General features: G+C 73.2%; 17 protein-coding genes, 1 pseudogene and 1 riboswitch. Of the genes and pseudogenes, 4 read left to right on the top strand and 14 right to left on the bottom strand.

All coding sequences use genetic code 11. The features are described from left to right. Positions 1-16 precede the first annotated feature (16 nt). The 6 genes from ACIOWN_RS02190 to ACIOWN_RS02165 all read right to left on the bottom strand — a co-directional run bounded on the left by ACIOWN_RS02190 (position 17) and on the right by ACIOWN_RS02165 (position 5,264). Positions 17-778: an endonuclease/exonuclease/phosphatase family protein gene (locus ACIOWN_RS02190; RefSeq protein ID WP_401979852.1), complete on the bottom strand. Its 762-nt coding sequence runs from the start codon at positions 776-778 to the stop codon at positions 17-19. A gap of 92 nt (positions 779-870) precedes the next feature. Then, positions 871-1,824 (bottom strand): ROK family glucokinase, encoded by a 954-nt coding sequence (locus tag ACIOWN_RS02185; RefSeq protein ID WP_362349233.1) that lies wholly within the window; start codon positions 1,822-1,824, stop codon positions 871-873. 114 nt (positions 1,825-1,938) lie between these two features. Then, positions 1,939-2,517 (bottom strand): DUF5304 domain-containing protein, encoded by a 579-nt coding sequence (locus tag ACIOWN_RS02180; RefSeq protein ID WP_362349232.1) that lies wholly within the window; start codon positions 2,515-2,517, stop codon positions 1,939-1,941. A gap of 57 nt (positions 2,518-2,574) precedes the next feature. Further along, positions 2,575-3,744: an ArsA-related P-loop ATPase gene (locus tag ACIOWN_RS02175; RefSeq protein WP_362349230.1), complete on the bottom strand. Its 1,170-nt coding sequence runs from the start codon at positions 3,742-3,744 to the stop codon at positions 2,575-2,577. A 133-nt stretch (positions 3,745-3,877) separates the two neighbouring features. After that, a complete protein-coding gene (locus ACIOWN_RS02170) occupies positions 3,878-4,321 on the bottom strand; it encodes an SRPBCC family protein (protein ID WP_362349229.1) in 444 nt (147 codons plus the stop codon). A gap of 145 nt (positions 4,322-4,466) precedes the next feature. Beyond that, a complete protein-coding gene (locus tag ACIOWN_RS02165) occupies positions 4,467-5,264 on the bottom strand; it encodes a metallophosphoesterase (protein WP_362349227.1) in 798 nt (265 codons plus the stop codon). Between the two features lie 241 nt (positions 5,265-5,505). Between ACIOWN_RS02165 and ACIOWN_RS02160 the strand changes: the two genes are divergently transcribed. Beyond that, the gene (locus ACIOWN_RS02160; RefSeq protein ID WP_362349225.1) at positions 5,506-7,302 is read left to right on the top strand and encodes an AMP-binding protein; all 1,797 of its coding nucleotides are present in this window, start codon (positions 5,506-5,508) and stop codon (positions 7,300-7,302) included. A gap of 10 nt (positions 7,303-7,312) precedes the next feature. On the opposite strand, the gene ACIOWN_RS02155 is transcribed toward ACIOWN_RS02160, so the two are convergent. Beyond that, positions 7,313-8,455, bottom strand: coding sequence for a glycosyltransferase family 4 protein (locus tag ACIOWN_RS02155; protein WP_401979845.1), 1,143 nt, complete (start codon positions 8,453-8,455; stop codon positions 7,313-7,315). Between the two features lie 181 nt (positions 8,456-8,636). Between ACIOWN_RS02155 and ACIOWN_RS02150 the strand changes: the two genes are divergently transcribed. Then, positions 8,637-9,887 carry a glycosyltransferase 87 family protein gene (locus ACIOWN_RS02150; RefSeq protein WP_401979843.1) on the top strand — a complete coding sequence of 417 codons (1,251 nt, stop codon included), beginning with the start codon at positions 8,637-8,639 and terminating at the stop codon, positions 9,885-9,887. Here the strand turns inward: ACIOWN_RS02150 and ACIOWN_RS02145 are convergent. The 5 genes from ACIOWN_RS02145 to ACIOWN_RS02125 all read right to left on the bottom strand — a co-directional run bounded on the left by ACIOWN_RS02145 (position 9,875) and on the right by ACIOWN_RS02125 (position 15,305). After that, on the bottom strand, positions 9,875-11,065 hold the full coding sequence (locus ACIOWN_RS02145) for a hypothetical protein (protein WP_401979840.1): 1,191 nt from the start codon (positions 11,063-11,065) through the stop codon (positions 9,875-9,877). The two genes, ACIOWN_RS02150 and ACIOWN_RS02145, sit on opposite strands and share 13 nt — an antisense overlap. A gap of 32 nt (positions 11,066-11,097) precedes the next feature. Next, positions 11,098-12,120, bottom strand: coding sequence for an NlpC/P60 family protein (locus ACIOWN_RS02140; protein WP_362349221.1), 1,023 nt, complete (start codon positions 12,118-12,120; stop codon positions 11,098-11,100). A gap of 248 nt (positions 12,121-12,368) precedes the next feature. Beyond that, a complete protein-coding gene (locus ACIOWN_RS02135; protein WP_362349219.1) occupies positions 12,369-13,403 on the bottom strand; it encodes an NlpC/P60 family protein in 1,035 nt (344 codons plus the stop codon). A gap of 238 nt (positions 13,404-13,641) precedes the next feature. Beyond that, entirely contained in the window at positions 13,642-14,991 is a 1,350-nt protein-coding gene (locus ACIOWN_RS02130; RefSeq protein WP_362349217.1) for an NYN domain-containing protein, read from the bottom strand. 74 nt (positions 14,992-15,065) lie between these two features. Further along, positions 15,066-15,305, bottom strand: a complete 240-nt coding sequence (locus ACIOWN_RS02125; RefSeq protein ID WP_100572306.1) for a hypothetical protein — start codon at positions 15,303-15,305, stop codon at positions 15,066-15,068. Between the two features lie 155 nt (positions 15,306-15,460). Here ACIOWN_RS02125 and ACIOWN_RS02120 point away from each other — a divergent pair. Both ACIOWN_RS02120 and ACIOWN_RS02115 read left to right on the top strand, forming a co-directional pair. Beyond that, a pseudogene (locus ACIOWN_RS02120) lies at positions 15,461-16,262 on the top strand (rhomboid family intramembrane serine protease). Next, complete coding sequence (locus ACIOWN_RS02115) at positions 16,259-16,540, top strand: Lrp/AsnC family transcriptional regulator (RefSeq protein WP_100572304.1); 282 nt, start codon at positions 16,259-16,261, stop codon at positions 16,538-16,540. The pseudogene ACIOWN_RS02120 and the gene ACIOWN_RS02115 overlap by 4 nt, the downstream one beginning before the upstream one ends. Before the next feature lie 111 nt (positions 16,541-16,651). On the opposite strand, the gene ACIOWN_RS02110 is transcribed toward ACIOWN_RS02115, so the two are convergent. After that, on the bottom strand, positions 16,652-18,037 hold the full coding sequence (locus tag ACIOWN_RS02110; RefSeq protein WP_401979836.1) for an aminotransferase class V-fold PLP-dependent enzyme: 1,386 nt from the start codon (positions 18,035-18,037) through the stop codon (positions 16,652-16,654). Positions 18,038-18,200: 163 nt separating this feature from the next. Further along, positions 18,201-18,317: riboswitch (SAM riboswitch) on the bottom strand. An 85-nt stretch (positions 18,318-18,402) separates the two neighbouring features. Continuing rightward, positions 18,403-19,467: an anthranilate phosphoribosyltransferase gene (gene trpD, locus ACIOWN_RS02105; RefSeq protein ID WP_362349213.1), complete on the bottom strand. Its 1,065-nt coding sequence runs from the start codon at positions 19,465-19,467 to the stop codon at positions 18,403-18,405. Between the last annotated feature and the right edge of the window lie 137 nt (positions 19,468-19,604).

Here is a 19,604-nt window from a genome sequence, read left to right as displayed (position 1 = left end):
ACTTCCCTGGTGCTGCTCACAGCACTAGTGCTGAGACCCTGAGGGCGGCCAGTACCGGTCGGTGGTCCGTGGAGGCCTTCAGGTCCGCCTCCGTCACTCCCGGCAGGCCCAGCGGCACGCCGCAGCCGAGGATCTCCACGTCCCGGGTCGCGAAGAGGGCGTCGATACGCCGGTGCGGGCCGGTGGATGTCCAGGTGGCCTCCGCGCCCCAGGGGGCGGTGGCCCAGCCGTCCTGGAGCGAGTCGGCCAGCCGCCGGAACGCCGGGCCGTCCGGGCCCTCGTTGAGGTCGCCGCCCGTCACCGCGTGCTCCACACCCATCCCGGCCAGCCGGTCGAGGAGCACCCCGGCCTGGTCGTACCGCTCCTGCGCGTTCAGCGAGAGATGGCAGCTCACGACGCCGAGCCGGGCGCCCCCGAACCGTACGACCGCCGTCGCGAGACCCCGCCGGTGCAGTCCGGGGGTGAGCGGCAGCAGGACGTCCTCGGTGCGTTCCACGGTGGCCCTCAGCGAGCAGAGGATCGCCGGGCCCGCGGCCGTCGCGCCCCCGGTGAGGATCACCAGGTCCGCGGCCGCCGCCAGCCGGGCCAGCTTCTTGCGCCAGCGGAAGAAGCGCGGCGCCTCCTGGACGAGGACGAGATCGGGCGCGCAGGCGCGGATCACCCGGGCCAGCGCCTCGGTGTCGTCCCGCATCGACCGGATGTTGTGGCTCAGGACGCGGATGACGGCGGAACCATCGGGCTCCGTGCGGGAGTTGGGCAGCAGCATGACGATCAACATACGCCGCGGCCGGGCTCGCCGGCGGTACGGCGGCGCCCACCGGTCCCGGACGGACGGGGACGGTGGGCGCGCCCGGGGTGCGACCCCCGGCGCTACATGATCGGGTCGGGCTCCCGGGCGAGGTCCGCCGCGCCCACCAGACCGGCCTTGTTGCCGAGCTGGGCGGCGAGGACGTCGGCGACCGGGCGCCAGTTGCCGCCGACCAGCCAGCGCTTGTAGGACTTGCGGATCGGCTCCAGGACCAGCTCCCCCTCGTCGGAGAGCCCGCCGCCGACGATGAACGCGGACGGATCGAACAGCGAGGCCAGGTCGGCCAGGCCGGCGCCCACCCAGCGGGCCAGCTCGCGGTAGGAGTCGACGGCCACCGGACAGCCCTGGCGGGCGGCCACGGAGATGTGCTTGCCCTCGATGCCGTCGGGGGTGCCGTCACCGAGGGCGAGCAGCACCTCCGCGCTCTCGGGGGCTGCGTTGGCGCGCTGCTTGGCGTACCGCACCAGGGCGCGCCCGGAGGCGTACTGCTCCCAGCAGCCCTGCGAGCCGCAGCCGCACAGCAGGCCGTCCGGGACCATCCGGATGTGGCCGAACTCGGCGGCCACGCCGAAGTGCCCGCGGCGCAGCTTGTTGCCGATGACGATGCCGCCGCCGAGGCCGGTGCCGAGCGTGATGCAGATGACGTTGCGGTGGCCCTTGCCGGCGCCGAACCTGTACTCGCCCCAGGCCGCGGCGTTGGCGTCGTTCTCCACGACCACCGGCAGGGCGACGCGCGCCTCGACCTTCTCCTTCAGCGGCTCGTTGCGCCAGTCGATGTTGGGCGCGAAGTAGACCGTGGAGCGCTGCCGGTTGACATATCCGGCGGCGCCGATGCCCACGCCGACGATCTCGTGCCCCGCGCGTGCCCCCTCCACCGCCGAGGCGATGGCGTCCACGATGGCCTCGGGCGTGGTGGGGGTCGGCACCTTGAAGGTCGAGAGGATGTTGCCTTCCTCGTCGACCACGCCGGCCGCGATCTTCGTGCCGCCGATGTCGACGCCGATGGTGAGTCCCATGAATCCCTCAGTTCCGGTCGAGCCCCGCTACCGCAACCGTACCCGAGGCCCTGCCGTGGAATTCGCGTCGTCCGGACGGTCGGTCGAAGTCCTCCGGCCGAGTCGTCCGGGCGGTCAGTCCAGGTCGATGCGCTCGCCGCCGCCGGTGCCCTCACCGGGGTCGCGGCGCCCGCCGGGGCTGTCCGGGTCGTCGAGTTCGTCCCGCGCCCACTCGCCCGCGCTGGACGACGTCCAGCGGCGCTCCTGGGACTCGACGGCCGAGCGGTACGCGGCGAGCAGTTCGCCGCCGGCCGCCGCCAGGTGCTCGAACACCTCGGGGTTGCGCTCCACGACCGGTTCCACGGCCGCCTTGGCCTGCTGGACCATCTGCCGCACCGCCTGCTCGGCCGCGGGTCCGGCGAGCGCGCCGAGCAGCGGCCCCTGGATCGAGGACAGCTTGTCGGCGACGGTGTCGACGAACTTGCGCAGCTCCTCGGCGGCCGAGCCGGGCGGCGGGCCGTACCGGGCGCGGCGGCGGGCCTGCTCCGCCGCGAGGTCCTCGGCGCAGGCCGTGGACCAGGCGTCGGCGTCCGTGGCGCGCCGCTCCCCCGGGTCCCCGGCCCCGCTGGGACGGGCGGTGTCCTCGCGGCCGCCGGGCTCCTCCTGAGCGGCGTCGTCCCGAGCGGCGTCGGACGGTGGGCGCTCTTCGCTCATGGCGGGCTCCTGACTACGGTTCGTCCTTACGACGTTACCCGAACGGGGGTACGCGCTTCATCTCTCGCGGGGCCACAGCGCGGGGTCCGGCGCGAACCGGATCCGCAGCTCGCCGTCGCGCAGGGCGGCCCCGTCGACGGTGCACCGGCGCAGCGCCGAGGGCAGCGGCACGACCCGGCGGAACGGCCCGGCGGTGACCGCGAGTTCGTCACCGAGCCGGATGAGGTCGAGCTCCTCGCGTATGGCACCGGGCAGCGGGATGTTCCACACGAGCACGCCGTCCTCGGCGAGCCGGTCGGTCACGGGCCACTCGACCGGGTCGGCCGCCGGGGTTGCGCCGGGCACGGCGAGGGAGGCGAGGTCGTCCAGGCCGCGCGGGTCCCGGCCCAGGTGGGCGGCCGGACGGACGGCGTACGTCTCCCGCCACTCGTCGAGGGTCTTGCGCTGCTGCGCGACCGGGCCGGCCAGCCAGGAGTCCGCGGCGGTCTCCGGCAGGACCCGGCCGGCGACCAGGCACTCCACGGCCAGGCCCCGCACGGCCAGGCCCAGGGCGGCGTTCCGGACGGCGTCGGCGCCGGCCGGTCCCGGCTCGGCGACCAGGCGTACGCGGGTGCCGCGGTCGGCGACGACCGCGGCGACGGCGGCCAGTTCGACGTCCCAGCGTGCCGCCGTCTCGTACAGCCACTCGGCCGGCATGGGGACCCCGGCGAGCCGGCCGAGCACCGGCCGCAGGGCGCGGGCCGCCTGCCGCTCCGGCGGGAGCAGCCGGCGCAGATAGCGGCGCAGTTCCTCGGGCAGCGCGAGCAGGGCGAGCGCCTGCGGCGCCGGCGGCAGGTCGACGACCAGCAGCTCGAACCGCTCCGACAGGGCCGCGTCACGCAGCGCGCGCAGCAGGGCGAGCTCCTCGGCGCCCGGCAGCGGGGTGACCTCCTCGGGGTCGAGCCGGGAGGCTCCGAGGAGGTCGAGTACGTTGCGCGCGCGGTCCTGGAAGGCGGTGAGGTCGGCCCGGAAGCCGGCCGCCGCGTCGGGGCGCCAGGCGGTCAGGCGCGGCGCGACGGACACCGGCTCCGCACCCGTCGGCACCCCGAGCGCCGCGCCGAGGGAGTCCGTGCGGTCGCCGCTGAGCACGAGGGTCTCGACGCCGTCACGGGCGGCGGTCAGTGCGGTGGCGGCGGAAACGGTCGTACGGCCGCTGCCGCCCGGGCCCGTGATCAGGAGGGTGCGCATGATGCTGAACGGTAGTGGATCCGACCGGGTCGACGGACCGGTCGCCGCCCGGGGACGCGCGTCCTGAGTGGACCCCTGCCGTCGGTCCCGGCCCTTGGCCCCGGGCCGCCCGTGGACCGCCGTCCGCGGGCCCCTACTTCCCGCCGGACTCCACGCGCTTCTTCAGGCCTGCCAGGGCGCGGTCGATGATGACCTTCTCGGCCTTGCGCTTGATCATGCCGAGCATGGGGATCTTGACGTCCACGGTGAGGCGGTAGGTCACCTCGGTGGCGTGCACGCCCGCGGGCCTGAGGACGTAGGAGCCGTCCAGGGAGCGCAGCATCTGGGACTTCACCAGGGTCCAGGAGACCTCGTGCTCGCCGGTCCAGGTGTACCCGAGGGTCTGGTCGTCCTTGATGGCGCCCGCGTCCATGACGAGGCGGACCTGCTGGGCACGGCCCTGGTCGTCCGTTTTGAGGACCTCGGCCTCCTTCACCTCGCCGGTCCAGTCCGGGTAGCGGGCGAAGTCGGCGATCACCCCCATGACGTCGGCCGGTGGCGCCTCGATCGTGATGCTCGAGCTGGTGTGTTCCGCCATCGCCGTGGCTCCTCCAGATGCGGGCCGGTAGTGCGGCCGGGTGAGGCCGGTGGTGCGCTCCTCGTGCGCATGTGTGTGCAGCGTGAAGGCTACCGCGCGCCCGGCCGCCGGACTCCACCCCCACCTGCGCGATCGGCCGGATCCCTCACCATTCGAGCACCCAGGGGCGGCCGCTCCCGGCGAAGTGGCCCACGTTCACGCATTCGGTCGCGCCGATCCGCATCCGCCGCGCCAGCGGCTGGTGGACGTGGCCGAAGAGGGCGTACCGGGGGCGGGTGCGGCGGATGGCCTCAAGGAGGGCGCGGCTGCCGCGCTCGAAGCGGCGCGCGACGGTGTCGTAGACGAGGTCCGGCACCTCGGGCGGGATGTGCGTGCACAGGACGTCGACCTCACCGACCGCCTCGATCTTCGCCGCGTACTCCTCGTCGCCGATCTCGAAGGGGGTGCGCATGGGGGTGCGCAGGCCGCCGCCGACGAAGCCGAAGACACGGCCGCCGATCTCCACCCGCTGCCCGTCGAGCACGGTGGTGCCCTCGCGGGCGTACTCCTGCCACAGGGCCGGCATGTCGACGTTGCCGTAGGTGGCGTACGTGGGGCTCGGGAACGCGGCGAAGAGTTCCGCGTACTGCTTGCGCACCGCCTGTTCCATCACCGTGGCCCGGTCGCCGTCGACGCCCGCCCACAGCCGGGCGCCGAACTCGCGCGCCTCGGCGAAGCGGCGGGCGGTGCGCAGCTCGACGATGCGGTCGGCGTTCTCCACGCCGAACAGGTCGGGGAAGATGCCGCGCGAGTGGTCGGCGTAGTCGAGGTAGAGGATCAGGTCGCCGAGGCAGACCAGGGCGTCGGCGCCCTCTCCGGCCCGGGCCAGATCGCGCACGTTGCCGTGCACGTCGCTGACCACATGGATGCGCGTTCTGCTGTGACGGGCCGATGCGGGTGCCATGGCGATCAAGCGTAGGCGGGCGTGGCATACGTGAACAGTGGCGGCCGGAAACGCCGTTACTGGCCGGTCGTTCGGCGGGTCGACTACTGTGCGCAGGGGAACATCGATCCGTGTGACGCAGCGAACATCTCGCCGGGTCCCCCTGTCGAAGAACCATACCGGCGGGTAACGTCCGGCCCGTCCAGTCCTCTCTGGATTTCAACAACGTCATGGCGCCGGCGCCCTATGAGGAGCAGCAGTCTTGCGCGAGTTCAGCCTTCCGGCTCTGTACGAGGTCCCTGCGGACGGGAATCTGACCGACATCGTCCGCAGAAACGCCGCGCAGCATCCCGACGTCGCCGTCATCGCGCGCAAGGTGGACGGCGCCTGGCAGGACGTCACGGCACGGGCCTTCCTCGCCGAGGTGCACGCCGCCGCCAAGGGCCTGATCGCCTCCGGCATCCAGCCCGGCGACCGGGTGGGCCTCATGTCCCGTACGCGGTACGAGTGGACGCTGCTGGACTTCGCGATCTGGAGCGCGGGCGCGATCACCGTGCCCGTGTACGAGACCAGCTCGCCGGAGCAGGTGCGGTGGATCCTCGGCGACTCGGGCGCGACCGCGTGCGTGGTGGAGCTGGACCAGCACGCGGCCGCCGTCGAGTCGGTGCGCGAGACGCTGCCCGCGCTGAAGAACGTCTGGCAGATCGAGGCCGGGGGCGTCGAGGAACTCGGCCGGGCCGGCCGGGACATCAGCGACGCGGCGGTGGAGGAGCGCGGCTCGCTGGCGAAGGCCGACGACCCGGCGACCATCGTGTACACCAGCGGCACCACCGGCCGGCCCAAGGGCTGTGTGCTCACCCACCGGGCCTTCTTCGCCGAGTGCGGCAACGTCGTGGAGCGGCTGCGCCCGCTGTTCCGCACCGGCGAGTGCTCGGTGCTGCTCTTCCTGCCGCTGGCGCACGTCTTCGGCCGGCTGGTCCAGGTCGCCCCGATGATGGCGCCGATCAAGCTGGGCTGCGTCCCGGACATCAAGAACCTCACCGACGAGCTGGCCGCGTTCCGCCCCACGCTGATCCTCGGCGTCCCGCGGGTCTTCGAGAAGGTCTACAACGGGGCGCGCGCCAAGGCGCAGGCCGACGGCAAGGGCCGGATCTTCGACAAGGCGGCCGCGACGGCGATCGCCTACAGCAAGGAGCTGGACAGCCCCTCGGGCCCCTCGCTCGGTCTGCGGATCAGGCACAAGGTGTTCGACAAGCTGGTCTACGGCAAGCTGCGCGCGGTGCTCGGCGGGCGCGGCGAGTACGCCATCTCCGGCGGCGCCCCGCTCGGCGAGCGCCTCGGGCACTTCTACCGCGGCATCGGCTTCACGGTCCTGGAGGGCTACGGCCTGACCGAGTCCTGCGCGGCGACCGCCTTCAACCCCTGGGACCGGCAGAAGATCGGCACGGTCGGCCAGCCGCTGCCCGGCTCGGTGATCCGCATCGCGGACGACGGGGAGGTGCTGCTGCACGGCGAGCACCTGTTCAAGGAGTACTGGAACAATCCCGGTGCGACGCGGGAGGCGCTGGCCGACGGCTGGTTCCACACCGGTGACATCGGCACCCTCGACGAGGACGGCTACCTCAGGATCACCGGCCGCAAGAAGGAGATCATCGTCACCGCGGGCGGCAAGAACGTCGCCCCGGCCGTGATCGAGGACCGCATCCGGGCGCACGCGCTGGTCGCGGAGTGCATGGTGGTGGGCGACGGGCGGCCGTTCGTGGGCGCGCTGGTCACCCTCGACGAGGAGTTCCTGCGCCGCTGGTGCGCCGAGCACGGCAAGCCGGCGGACGCCACCGCGGCCTCGCTGCGCGACGACCCCGACCTGAACGCGGCGGTCCAGGCGGCGGTCGACGACGGCAACGCCGCGGTGTCGAAGGCGGAGTCGGTGCGGAAGTTCCGCATCCTGTCCTCCCAGCTCACGGAGGAGTCGGGGCACGTGACGCCGTCGATGAAGCTCAAGCGGAACGTGGTGGCGCGGGACTTCGCGGGCGAGATCGAGGCGCTCTACGCCAAGTAGCGCGCACCCCCTAAAGCAGTTCCTCCAGCCGCCGGGCCAGCAGGTCCCAGCGCCACCTCTCCTCGATCCAGGAGCGTCCCCGCTCCCCCATGCGGCGGCGCAGGGCTGGGTCCCCCAGGAGCGCGACGACACGGTCGGCGGCCTCCTCGGGGGAGCCACCGCGCACGACCCAGCCGGTCTCGCCGTCGAGCACCGCGTCGGGCGCGCCGCCGGAGTCCCCGGCGACGACGGGCAGTCCGGTCGCGGACGCCTCCAGGTAGACGATGCCGAGCCCCTCGACGTCGAGTCCACCGCGCCGGGTGCGACACGGCATGGCGAAGACGTCACCGGCGCCGTAGTGCGCGGGCAGCTCGGCCCACGGCACCGCGCCGGTGAAGCGCACGGAGCCGGACACCCCGGTCCGCTCGGCCAGGGCGCGCAGCTCCCTCTCGTACGGTCCGCCGCCGACGATCAGCAGGACGGCGTCCGGTTCGGCGGCCAGGATCCGCGGCATGGCCTGGATCAGCGTGTCCTGCCCCTTGCGCCTGACCAGCCGTGAGACGCACACGACCACCGGCCGGTCGGTGAGCCCGAGCCTGGCCCGCACCTCGTCGCCGCCCGAGCCGGGGTGGAACGTCTTCTCGTCGACGCCCGGAGGCAGTCGCACCATCCGTCCGGCCGCCTCGGGGGTGAGCGCGGCGGCGATCCGGGAGCGGGTGTACTCGCCGAGGTGGGTGATCGTGTCCGTCGACTCCCCGATACGGCGCAGGAGTCCGCGGGCGGCCGGCAGTTGCGCCCACCCAGCCTCGTGCCCGTGCGTGGTGGCGACCAGCCGCTCGGCGCCCGCCCTTCTGAGGGCCGGCGCCATCAGCCCGAGCGGCGCCGCCGCCCCGAACCACACGGCGGTGCAGCCGTGTTCGCGCAGCAGCCCGACCGCGCGCCGGGTCGCCCCGGGGGTCGGCAGCAGCATCGTCGTACGGTCGCGCACGACGGTGAAGGGCTGCTCCGCGTCGAACGCGGCCGTCGCCTCGGCACCCTCCCGGCCCCTCTTCCAGGTGGAGGCGTAGACGACCAGCCGCTCCGGGTCGAGACGCAGTGCCATGTTGTGCAGAAACGCCTGGATCCCGCCCGGCCGGGGCGGAAAGTCGTTGGTCACGATGAGGGTCTTGCGCACAACCGCCGACCCTACCGAACCAGCCCGGTGCCAGGGCCCACGGCCGTGCCACCCGCCCCGCGACGGCCGGTCGCGGGATCATGTGCCCCGCGACGCGAACCACACGAACCACACGAATCGCATGAAGCGCATCAGCCGAGAGAACCGGACGGACCGGTCGGGATCGCGGGAGAGGAGAGGAGTGGACGGGACAGGTACCCGGCGGGGGCTCGCCGGGGTGCTGGTGGTCTGGGGTGTCAGCCGGATCGTGCTGCTGCTCCTCGTGTTCAAGGTGGTCGGCTTTCCGGGGCCGGACGACGTCACGGTGGATGTGTCGGTGACGTATCAGGGCTGGTACGAGGTGCTGCGGCAGGGCGGGTTCCCGGTCGGCGACGTGACCTGGCAGTACCCGCCCGCCGCCGCGCTGGCGATCCTCTCCCCCGCCGCCCTGCCCTTCCTCGGCTACACCGCGGCCTTCCACGTGCTGGCCCTGCTGGCCGATCTGGCGGTGCTGTGCCTGCTGCTGTGCGCCGGCCGGCGGCCCGGCCGGCCGCTGCGCGGCGCCTGGGTGTGGACGGCGGGCGCGCCCCTGCTCGGTCCGGTCCTGTACGCGCGCTACGACGTGATGGTGACCGCGGTGGCCGTGGCCGCGCTGCTCGCGGGCGCCCGGCACCCGCGAGCCATGGGCGTGCTGGCCGGCTTCGGCGCGCTGCTGAAGGTGTGGCCGGTCCTGCTGCTGCCGGGCCTGCGGGGCGCGGCCGGGCGCCGGGCGTGGACGGCAGCAGCGGTGACCGCGGTCGCCCTCGTCCCGCTGTTCGCGCTCACCATGCCCGGCGCCCTGTGTTTCCTGACCGCGCAGCGCGACCGGGGCACGGAGGTGGAGGCGCCGGCCGCGCTCGTCCTGCACATGGCCCGGCACTTCGGCTGGCACGGACAGGTGCTGCTCACCTACGGCTCGCTGGAGTTCGCCGGCCCGTACACCGACGTCGTGAGCACCGCGTCCTTGGCCCTGACCGTAGCCGCCCTCGGCTGGCTGCTGCTGTGGCGGCAGCGGGCCCGCCGCTTCCGTCCGCACACGGCCGCCGACGCGGCGTTCGCGGCGGTACTGCTGTTCACGGTGACCAGCCGGGTCCTCAGCCCCCAGTACCTCGTGTGGCTGATCGGGCTGGCCGCCGTCCGTCTGTGCTTCCGGGACGACGGCATGCGGCTGCCGGCCGGCCTCGTCCTGGCGGCGGCCCCGGTGACGGTCCTTGAGTTCCCGGTGTACTTCGCGCACGTCGTCGCGAGCGACCGCCTCGGCGTCACCCTCCTGCTGCTGCGCAACGGCCTGCTGGTGGCCGCGGCGGTGACCGCCTGCCGGGTCCTGTGGCGCTCGACGGTCACCGCCGCGCCCCACACCCGCCCGCCGGAGCGGACCGCCCGGCCCACCGCCCGGCTCGATCAGCCCAGCTGACGCAGGAGGTACGCGCGCCACCGCTCGGTGAACCGTTCCAGGGTGGTGCCGAGGACCTTCCGCAGGGCGTTCTCGACCGCGCCCTCGCGGACGCCGTGCGCGCCGACGGCACGGTAGAAGCCGTCCAGGCGCCGCTCGCCCCACTGGTCTGCGATCATGCGGCAGGCCGTCCAGCCGCTCTCGTAGGCCCGGGCGAGCCGGGCCGGATCGCCGGCGAAGCCGAAGTCCCCGTCGGCCGGCAGGGCGGCGGGGACGTCCCCGCCGGTCACGGCCCGCCGCAGTTCGGGCGCGGCCTCGCCCGCGGTGCGGCCGGTGCCGCGGTAGCCGACCCAGTCCGCGTAGCCCTCGGACAGCCACAGCGGGGTGGCGGCGTTGGTGTGGGCCCGGGTGGCGACGTGGGTCGTCTCGTGGGTGAGGACGACCTGCTTGCCGAGCGGCCCGAGCATGCCGTAGGCGGCCGGATTGACGATGATCCGGTCCGCGGGCGCCCGGCCCGCGCCCCCTGTCTCGCCCGTGGTGACGGCGGCGATGCCGCGGTAGTTGGACGCGGGCGAGCCGAGCAGTCCGGCCATGCCCTCGAGGGACCCGGGGACCAGCAGGACGACGTGCCGGCTCCAGTCCGTGCCCCAGGCGTCCGACACCGCGGGTATCGCGCGGTCGGCCAGACGGGCGTAACCGCGCAGGTCCGCCTCGCCGTGTCCGACGCCGAGCACGAGGCTGCCGCGCCCGTGGACCACCGAGACCGTGCCCTGGTCCCACAACTGCTCGGCGGACTTGCTCCGCGGCCGGTCGGAGTCGACGTACCACTTCCCGTCGGCGCCGGTGGACAGGGTCAGCGTGCGGCCCGCGGTGACGGGTACCTTGTCGTATCCGGTGACCCGGTAGCGCAGTTCGGCCTGCGCGATGGCGGTGTCGCCGCTGCGGCGCAGGCTCTCCAGCCGGTAGGTCCAGTCCGTCAGCGGGACGGCCCGCACTCGCGCGTACGGGTCCCGGGTCCCGGTGGCCGCGTACGCCGCCGGGTCGTGGTGGAGGACCGCCGCCGCCCGCCGGTCGAGCACCCGCTGCACCTCGGCCCTCGCGGTGTCGGCCGCGGACGGCCCGCCGCAGGCCGTCAGGGACGCCAGCAGCAGGCACACCGCCATCACCGAGGATTTCGACGCCCGCCCGCGACCAGCCATTTCCCGATCGTACGGCGGCACCGGGACGGCCGTCAGACCCTGGTCACCGACGAGATCGGCATCATGTTCACCGGGTCGTAGCGCACCGGCGCTCCCGGGTGTGGCGCGTGGATCACCCGGCCGTTGCCCGCGTACATCGCGACATGGCCCGCGTCGGAGCGGTAGACGACCAGGTCGCCGGGCCGGGCCTCGGACAACGGGATCCGCCGGCCCGCGTTGCGCTGCTCCTGCGAGGTGCGCGGCAGATGCACTCCGGCCTGCGCGTACGACCACTGCATCAGGCCCGAACAGTCGAATCCCGTGGGCCCGTTGGCGCCCCAGACGTAGGGACGGCCGAGGGCGGAGCGGGCGGCGGCGAAGGCGGCGGCCGCGCGGCCGGAGGCGGCCGGGCCGGCGTCGAGACCGGGGAAGAGATCCTCGCGGCCGGACCGGGAGGACCGGTCGTAGTCCGCGCGCTCCGACGCCGGCAGGGCGGAGAGGAGTTGCCGGGCCCGGGCGAGCTTCCGCTCGATCGTCCGTTTGTGGGTCGCGGCCGCCTTGCGGTTCCTGTCCAGTTCGGCGAGGGAGCCGGTGGCCTCGATGCGGTCCTGCGAGAGTTCGCGCAGCACCCGCCGCAGGTCATTCAGTTCGCCGGTCTGGTGGTCGGTGATCCGGTCGAGCGTGGCGGCCTTGTCGAGGTAGTCGGCCGGGTCGCGGGAGAACAGCAGGGCGATCGACGGGTCGAAGCCGGAACGGTACTGGGCCCCGGCCAGCGAACCCAGCGACTCCCTGAGGTCGTTGACGCGCTGCTGCCGTCGGGCGATGCGGTCCTGCAGGTCGTGCACCCGGGTGCGCAGGAGGCCGGCTCGCTCACCTGCCTTGTCGAAGGCCTCGGTCGCCTTCTCGGCCTCCTGGTAGAGGCGGTCGACCTCGGACCGGGCGTCGCCGCGCGGAGCGGCGACGGCCGAGGTGGCCGGTACGGCGCCGAGAGCGGCGGCCGCGACGGACAGAACGCAGAACGCGGCGCCCGCGCCCCGGTCGAACCCGGACGGTGCTGGGCGGCGATGAGACCCCACGGGAAGCCGTACTCCCTCCACTGGCGGACACTGACCGCTTCCCGTGTCCGTGGCGCCGAGGAGCGCCCGGTCTGCGGGAAACGCGCCAGACAGTAGCCGCGCGGACACACCGCGACCAAAGCCGCCGAGGGGGCACCGAACGCGGCCGCCCCGCCTCTGACGCAGGTCAGGGCGGGGCGCGGGGTCACCGTGGGGTGCCGGGATTCGCCCGTTCGGGCGAGTGGGAGAGGGGCTCTCCCGCAGAGGCGTCAGATGCGGACGCCGAACTGGAAGGGCATGTTGCTGATCGGCTCGTAGCGCACGACGGTGCCCGTGCGCGGGGCGTGCAGCACCTGGCCGTTGCCCGCGTAGAGGCCGACGTGGTGCAGATCGCCGTAGAAGATGATCAGGTCGCCGACCTGGAGCTGGCTCTGCGAGTAGATCCTGGTGCCCGCGTTGGCCTGTGCCTCGGAGGTGCGCGGGATGCTGACACCGGCCTGGGCGTACGCCCACGAGGTCAGACCCGAGCAGTCGTAGGAGGACGGACCGGTGGCGCCGTAGACGTAGGGCGAGCCGATCTTGGACTGGGCGGCGGCGAACGCGGCGCCGGCCCGGCCGGAGGCGGGGGCGGCGTTGCCGAGCTGCACTCGGTCGGCGGAGGCCCGGCTGGCCCGGTCCTGCTCGGCGGCGAGGGCGGCCTTCTCCTGGGCGGTGAGGCTGTTCAGGAGCCGCTGCGCCTCGGCGAGCTTGCCCTGGACCTCCGTCTTCTTCTTGCCCAGCTCGGTGCGGGTGGCGGCGAGGTCCTTCAGCTTCGAGGAGGCCTCGGACCGCTCCTGGGCGAGCTCGCGCTGCTTGTCCTGGATCTTCTTCAGCGCCTCGACCTGCTGGCCGCTCAACTGGTCGAGCGTGGAGGCCTTGTCGAGGTAGTCGTCCGGGTCGGAGGACAGGAAGAGCTGGAGCGAGGGGTCTATGCCACCGGTGCGGTACTGGCCTGCGGCCAGCGAACCGAGGCCGTCACGCAGCTTGTTGAGATCCTGCTGGCCGCGGGCGACGTTGTCCTGGATGGTGGAGATCTCCTTCTGGAGCTTCTCCTGCTTCTCCTTGGCCCCGTTGTACTTCTCGGTGGCCTGCTCGGCCTGCTCGTAGAGCTCGTCGACCTTGGACTTGACTTCGTCCTTGCTCGGCTTCGCGCTCGGGGCTGCGTTGGCGGCCTGGGCACTGATCGCTACGGCCGCTGCCGCCGCGGTGGTGAGCACAGTCACACGCGCACGGCTGGGTTGCTTGGGTCGACGGTGGGACGCCACGGAAGCGAGCTCCTTCTTCTGAGTGATCACCCGCTCGGAGGTTCGAGTTCGACCCTAGTGACCTCATCGTGATGAATTCAAATCCTGCGGCGGAAAATCCCACCACCCGCTGCATTCTTTGCCCATAACTCACCAGCAGTGAGGACCACTTGACCCTGCGTCGCGTGACGCTTCCGACCAATTCGGGAATGCGGCCCGTATGTTGCGCTTAAGGCTTTTCGCGACCCTACGTCCGTTTTCAGCCGCGCGAGAGCCGCTTCAGGAGCACCACCGAGGCCACCGGCCGCGCCCCCGCCTTCGCGACCCCGTCGGCGACCTCGCGGTCGGTCGAGGCGACGATCACCGGCCGGCCGGGCGGCTCGGCCCGCACCAGCTGACGGATCAGCTCGTCCGCCGTGACCCCCGGCTTGGAGAACAGCACCCGCACGCCGCGCGGCGGCGCGAGAAGCACCGGCGCGACCAGCTCGGCCCCGTCGAAGACACAGGTGACCTCGGCGCCGGTCTGCGCGGCGAGCTGCGAGAGCTGCCCCAGCAGCCTCAGCCGCTGCTTCTCCAGCGGCATCTGCGGATAGCCGGTCTTGGTGACGTTGTAGCCGTCGACGACCAGATGCGCCTGCGGCAGCGCGAGCAACTGGTCGAGAATCGCCGGGTCGTGCTCGGACAGCGCGCGGGCGGCGATGTCCTTGGGGGTCATCCGGCCCGGCTCCACCGCGTCCACGGTCTCCGCCGGGCGCACCGACACCGGCGGCAGCGCCAGCTCCCGGCGCAGCCCCTGGGCCGCGTCGAGGACGGTGTCCAGCAGCAGCCGCACCCGCATGTCCTCCACGCTGCGCCCCTCGCGGGCCGCCCGGCGGGCGGCCTCCAGCGCGGCCTCCGCCTCCCCCAGGCGCGCCTTGAGCCGGCGGGTCTCGCTCTCGGCGGCCGACACCTGCGCCTGCCCCTCGGCCCGGGCGGCCTCCAGCTCGCCCCGCGCCTTGCGCAGCGCGGCCTCACCACGCTTGACGTCGCTGTGCGCGGCCCGCAGCCTGCGGTGCAGCGACTCGGCCTCCCTCCGGGCGGCGTCCAGCTCGGCCCGCAGCCGCTCGGTGTCGGCCCGGTTCTGCTCACGGGCCGCCGCCAGCTCGGCGCGCAGCCGTTCCAGTTCGGCCCGGCTCTCCTCGTCGGCACGCTCGGCGTCCGCCCGCTGGGCCTCCTCGCCCGCGGCGGCGACCAGCTTCACCCAGCCCGGCGGTCGCAGCACGTAGGCCGCGGCCGCCACGTCGAGCGGGTCCGCGGCCGGGGGCGGCGAGCCGGAGTCGAGGGCGGCCGACAGCTCCGGCTGGGCCTCCTTGAACTTGTCGCCGACGCGCTGGCGGAACAGCGGATCGGTCTCGAGCGCGGCCGCCATCGCGTTGCCGGCGAACTTCGCCCGGCGGCTGGGCGTGAACCGGGCGTACTGCCGCAGCTGCGCGGGCAGTTCCCCGAACGTCAGTGCCCCGAAGGAGTCGGAGACGATCTGGACGACCCGGCGGCGCACTCCGTCGGGCAGGGGACGGTCGAGCACCTCGGCGGCGCCGTCGCCCGGCCCCCCGCCTTGTGTCTCCGCCATCCGTCACCCCAATGCCTCAATGCCTCGATACCCCGCGGCCTCCCGCGGGGGTCGCCCGTGAGGGCCCGTTCCACTCAGGAGCCGGCGCCCGGCCTGTCCACGAGTTCCACCTGGTCCACGGCGTTGCACCAGCGGCAGCGCACCGACTCGATCGTCTCACTGACCACCTCGCGCTCCTCGACCTGCGGCTCTCCGGCCAGGTCCAGGTGCACGTACTCGACGACCTTCGACGAGCGGGTCACGTCGAAACGGGTGAGATTGCCGCACAGGGTGCAGCGCCACCGCGTCGTGGCGGTCGGCAGGGGAACCGTCATCGTGACTGTTCGCTTCCTTCTGTGGTCCGTGACGCGCCAGTTTCCCTGGGCGTGTGGCACGTAACCCTACGGCCTGGCGGGGACTCGGCGCCGGTCCATCCACGGCGGCGAGGCGGTCTGTGCGGTTGCGTCCCGTTACGCCATGCTCTGTGCACATGATCGGCAACAGGTACACGGTGGCCGCCCGGACGATCGAGGCGGCCAGGGCGGTACGGAGCATGCAGGCGCCGGTGACGTGCGCCCTGATCGTCCTGTGCTGTCTGATCTTCGTGACCGGCCCGGCCTCGGGTCTCAATCCCTCCTACGGCACCGGGGACGCGCTGCTGCTCGCCCAGCGGGCCTACTTCCGGCGGTGGGGCGTGGTCCCCGCCGACTTGTTCACCGGCTCACCGCGGGCCGCCCTCACTCCCGCGACGGCCCTGTTCGTGCACGGCAGCTGGGTGCACCTGCTCGGCAACATGCTCTTCCTCCACGTCTTCGGGGCGATGACCGAGGAGCGCATGGGCCGCGTCCGGTTCACGCTGTTCTACGTCGGCTGCGGCTACCTGGCCCTGGTGGGCTACGCGGCCGCCAACGCCGCCTCCGGGCAGAGCCTGGTGGGAGCCTCGGGCGCGATCTCGGCGGTCCTCGGGGCGTTTCTCCTTCTGTTCCCCAGCGCCCGGGTGACCAGTCTCTTCCCGTTCCTGTTCTTCCTGCCGCTGCGTTTTCCCGCGTGGGTGGTCCTGCCCTTCTGGGCGGCACTCCAGTGGCTGGCCGCGGGACGCGCCGCCGAGGGACCGCAGGTCGCCTACCTGGCCCATGTGGTGGGCTTCGCCCTGGGCTTCGCCTGCGCGTGGCCCTGGTCCGGCCAGATCAGAGGGCGCGTAGCGCGGCCTTGGAAGGGTGGTGGCGGGAGACGGGAGGGCTAGAGTGAAGCCCGCCCCTGCTCCGGCCCCCGAGGGAGAGAACCAGCCGTGATCACCGCGATCGTCCTCATCAAGACCAGCGTGGACCGGATTCCCGAGATCGCCGAGCAGATCGCCTCACTGGACTCGGTCAGCGAGGTCTTCTCCGTCACCGGCACGTACGACCTGATCGCCATGGTCCGGGTGCGGCAGCACGAGGACCTCGCGGAGGTCATCCCGGGGCGGATCAGCAAGATCCCGGGCGTCGAGGGGACGGACACGCACGTGGCCTTCCGCACGTACTCGCAGCACGACCTGGAGGCGGCGTTCGCCATCGGGCTGGACTCCTGACCAGCGCGAACGCCGGACCACCACAGGCGCCGGACCACCACGGACGCCCGGCGGCTCCGGACGTCCGACCGCCCCGGGCTCCTCACCGCCCGGGGCTCCTGGGCGGGCGGATCACACCGCGGGGACGCAGCGGCCGTCCTCCGTGCGGTACGTCCACTTCGCGCCCTCGCGGACCAGTTCCCGCACCGCGGCCACGAAGCGGTCCACGTGCTCGTCGGGCGTGCCCGCGCCGAAGCTCACCCTGATGGCGTTGAGGGACTTCTCGCCCGGGGCGGCCTCGGGCGCGCCGCACTCGCCCTGGCTCTGCGGATCGCCGCCCAGCAGGGTGCGGACCAGGGGGTGGGCGCAGAAGAGGCCGTCGCGTACGCCGATGCCGTACTCGGCGGAGAGGGCGGCGGCGAAGTGGGAGCTGTTCCAGCCCGCCACGACGAAGGAGACGACGCCGACCCGCGGGGCGTCGTCGCCGAACAGGGACAGGACCCTGACCTCGGGCACCTCGGCCAGACCGGCCCGCACCTTGCGGATCAGGTGCCGCTCACGCGCGACGAGCTCGTCGAATCCGGCCTCGGTCAGCGCCGCGCAGGCCGAGGCGACGGCGTAGGCGCCGATGACGTTCGGGGAGCCGGCCTCGTGGCGGGCGGGCGACTCGTGCCAGCGCACGTCCACGGACCCGTCGGCGCGCCGCGCCACCGTACGGCTCGCGCCGCCGCCCGCGAGGTACGGCTCGGCCTCGCGCAGCCAGTCGGCACGGCCGGCGAGCACACCGGAGCCGAAGGGCGCGTACAGCTTGTGGCCGGAGAAGGCGACCCAGTCGACGTCGAGGTCGCGGACGGACACCGGGTGGTGCGGGGCGAGCTGGGCGGCGTCCAGGACGATCCGGGCGCCGTGCGCGTGGGCGGCGGCGGCCAGTTCCCGTACGGGCCACAGCTCGCCGGTGACGTTGGAGGCGCCGGTGACGCACACCAGGGCCGGGCCGTGGGGGAAGCGGTCGGCGAGGGCCCGCTCCAGGGTCGCCACCGCGTGATCCGGGGTGCGCGGGGCGTCGAGGTACGTCACCCGCGCGTCCCGCCACGGCAGCAGCGAGGCGTGGTGCTCGGTCTCGAAGACGAAGACCTGGCAGTCCGCGGGCAGCGCGCGGGCGAGCAGGTTGAGGGAGTCGGTGGTGGACCGGGTGAACACCACCTGGTCCTCCGCACGGCAGTCCAGGAACTCCGCGACCGTCCCGCGGGCGTTCTCGAACAGGTCGGTGGAGAGCTGGGAGAGGTAGCCGGCGCCGCGGTGGACGCTGCCGTAGTACGGCGCGTACGCGGCGACGTCGTCCCAGACCCGCTGGAGGGCGGGCGCGCTGGCCGCGTAGTCGAGCGCCGCGTAGGTGACCTCCCCGCCGGTGACGAGGGGGACGGTGACGTCGCGGCCCAGGACGGGCAGCGGCTCCGGGATGTCACGGCGAACGGGCTGGTCGGCGGGAACGGCGGACACGGACGTGGACACGGACATGGGTGAACTCCCGTGGAAGCAGGCGGCATCGCCACGCGAGCGGACACGGCTCAAGCGCGGAGAAGGTGAAAAGGGGGGTGCGGAGGCGGGGCTCTACGCCCTAACGCATTCGCTTGCTCACGGAAGGCTCCCTCGTACGACCAGGACCCCTGGTGCTGCGAGGGGTCCGCGCTTGCCGTAGGCCTCGCTGCCTACGACCTGGTCCTCACCCGGGGCACCCCGCCACGGACGGAGGGTTGCCGGACAGCCGGCCGGGGCCACATGGCTGTCACTCATGACCTGGTTCAGCATCCTGCCACACGGTCTTCCACGCGCAAGGCGCAGTCCGGATCGTGGACTGCGCCCTGCGAGGGAAAACGCGGCTATCAGGCGTTGCTGGCGGCCACCCAGCGCTCCAGCGTGCGCTTGGCGGACCCGGAGTCGATCGACTCCGCCGCGCGGTCCATGCCCGCCCGGATCTGCTCGGCGAGGGTGCCCGACCCCGGCTGCAGCGCCACCAGCGCCGCCGCGGAGTTCAGTAGGACGGCGTCCCGTACGGGCCCCTCCTCACCGTCCAGCAGGCGCCGGGCCACCTCGGCGTTGTACGAGGCGTCCCCGCCCCGCAGCGCCTCCACGGGCACCAGCTCGATGCCGACGTCCCGCGGGTCGAAGCGCTCCTGGGTCACCTCCCCGTCCCGGACGATCCAGACCCGTGAGGTGGCGGTCGTGGTGAGCTCGTCGAGGCCGTCGTCGCCCCGGAAGACCAGGGAGGAGTGGCCGCGTTCGGCGAAGACGCCGGCGACGACCGGTGCCATGCGCGGATCCGCGACCCCGACGGCCTGTGCCCGCACCCTGGCCGGGTTGGTCAGCGGGCCGAGCACGTTGAACACCGTGCGGATGGCCAACTGGCCGCGGGCGGCGCCCACGTGGCGCAGCGCCGGATGGAACTTGACCGCGAAGCAGAAGGTGATGCCCGCCTCCTGCGCCACCTCGGCCACCCGCCGCGGCGTCAGCTCCAGATTGACGCCGAGCTTTCCCAGCACGTCCGAGGCCCCGGAGGCGGAGGACGCGGCCCGGTTGCCGTGCTTGACGACACTGGCGCCGGTGCCTGCCACGACGATCGAGGACATGGTGGAGATGTTCACGGTCTTCGCGCCGTCGCCGCCGGTGCCGACGATGTCGACGGTCGCGCCGGGCACCTCGATCACATTGGCGTGCTCGTACATGGTGCGGACCAGGCCGGTGATCTCCTCCACCGTCTCGCCCTTGGCCCGCAGGGCCACCACGAACCCGGCGATCTGCGCGTCGGTCGCCTCGCCGCGCATGATCAGGTCCATCGCCCAGGCGGTCTCGTCGGCGGTGAGGTTCCGGCCCTCCAGCAGGCCGTTCAGCAGGGCGGGCCAGGAGCGGCCCGCCGCGGTGTCGCCTCCAGCGGGGGTCACAGCGTTCATATGCCGCTCCTGGGTCGGTGTCCCGCACTGCGGGGACGCGAGTCTCGAACAGGTCCACCCTATCCAGCCCCGGACACCGCGAAGGGCCCCGTCCGGGGATCGGACGGGGCCCTTCGACCGTGGCGTGGCGACGCTCA

Source organism: Streptomyces sp. NPDC087787 (assembly GCF_044743035.1).
Lineage (GTDB): Bacteria > Actinomycetota > Actinomycetes > Streptomycetales > Streptomycetaceae > Streptomyces.
Note: the sequence above shows the minus strand (reverse complement) of the source record. Positions and strands in the feature narration are given on the sequence as shown.

Coding starts and splice junctions, on each gene's coding strand:
- ACIOWN_RS02190 (WP_401979852.1), bottom strand. CDS start 778: ATGTTGATCGTCATGCTGCTGCCCAACTCCCGCACGGAGCCCGATGGT.
- ACIOWN_RS02185 (WP_362349233.1), bottom strand. CDS start 1,824: ATGGGACTCACCATCGGCGTCGACATCGGCGGCACGAAGATCGCGGCC.
- ACIOWN_RS02180 (WP_362349232.1), bottom strand. CDS start 2,517: ATGAGCGAAGAGCGCCCACCGTCCGACGCCGCTCGGGACGACGCCGCT.
- ACIOWN_RS02175 (WP_362349230.1), bottom strand. CDS start 3,744: ATGCGCACCCTCCTGATCACGGGCCCGGGCGGCAGCGGCCGTACGACC.
- ACIOWN_RS02170 (WP_362349229.1), bottom strand. CDS start 4,321: ATGGCGGAACACACCAGCTCGAGCATCACGATCGAGGCGCCACCGGCC.
- ACIOWN_RS02165 (WP_362349227.1), bottom strand. CDS start 5,264: ATGGCACCCGCATCGGCCCGTCACAGCAGAACGCGCATCCATGTGGTC.
- ACIOWN_RS02145 (WP_401979840.1), bottom strand. CDS start 11,065: ATGGCTGGTCGCGGGCGGGCGTCGAAATCCTCGGTGATGGCGGTGTGC.
- ACIOWN_RS02130 (WP_362349217.1), bottom strand. CDS start 14,991: ATGGCGGAGACACAAGGCGGGGGGCCGGGCGACGGCGCCGCCGAGGTG.
- ACIOWN_RS02125 (WP_100572306.1), bottom strand. CDS start 15,305: ATGACGGTTCCCCTGCCGACCGCCACGACGCGGTGGCGCTGCACCCTG.
- ACIOWN_RS02110 (WP_401979836.1), bottom strand. CDS start 18,037: ATGTCCGTGTCCACGTCCGTGTCCGCCGTTCCCGCCGACCAGCCCGTT.
- trpD (WP_362349213.1), bottom strand. CDS start 19,467: ATGAACGCTGTGACCCCCGCTGGAGGCGACACCGCGGCGGGCCGCTCC.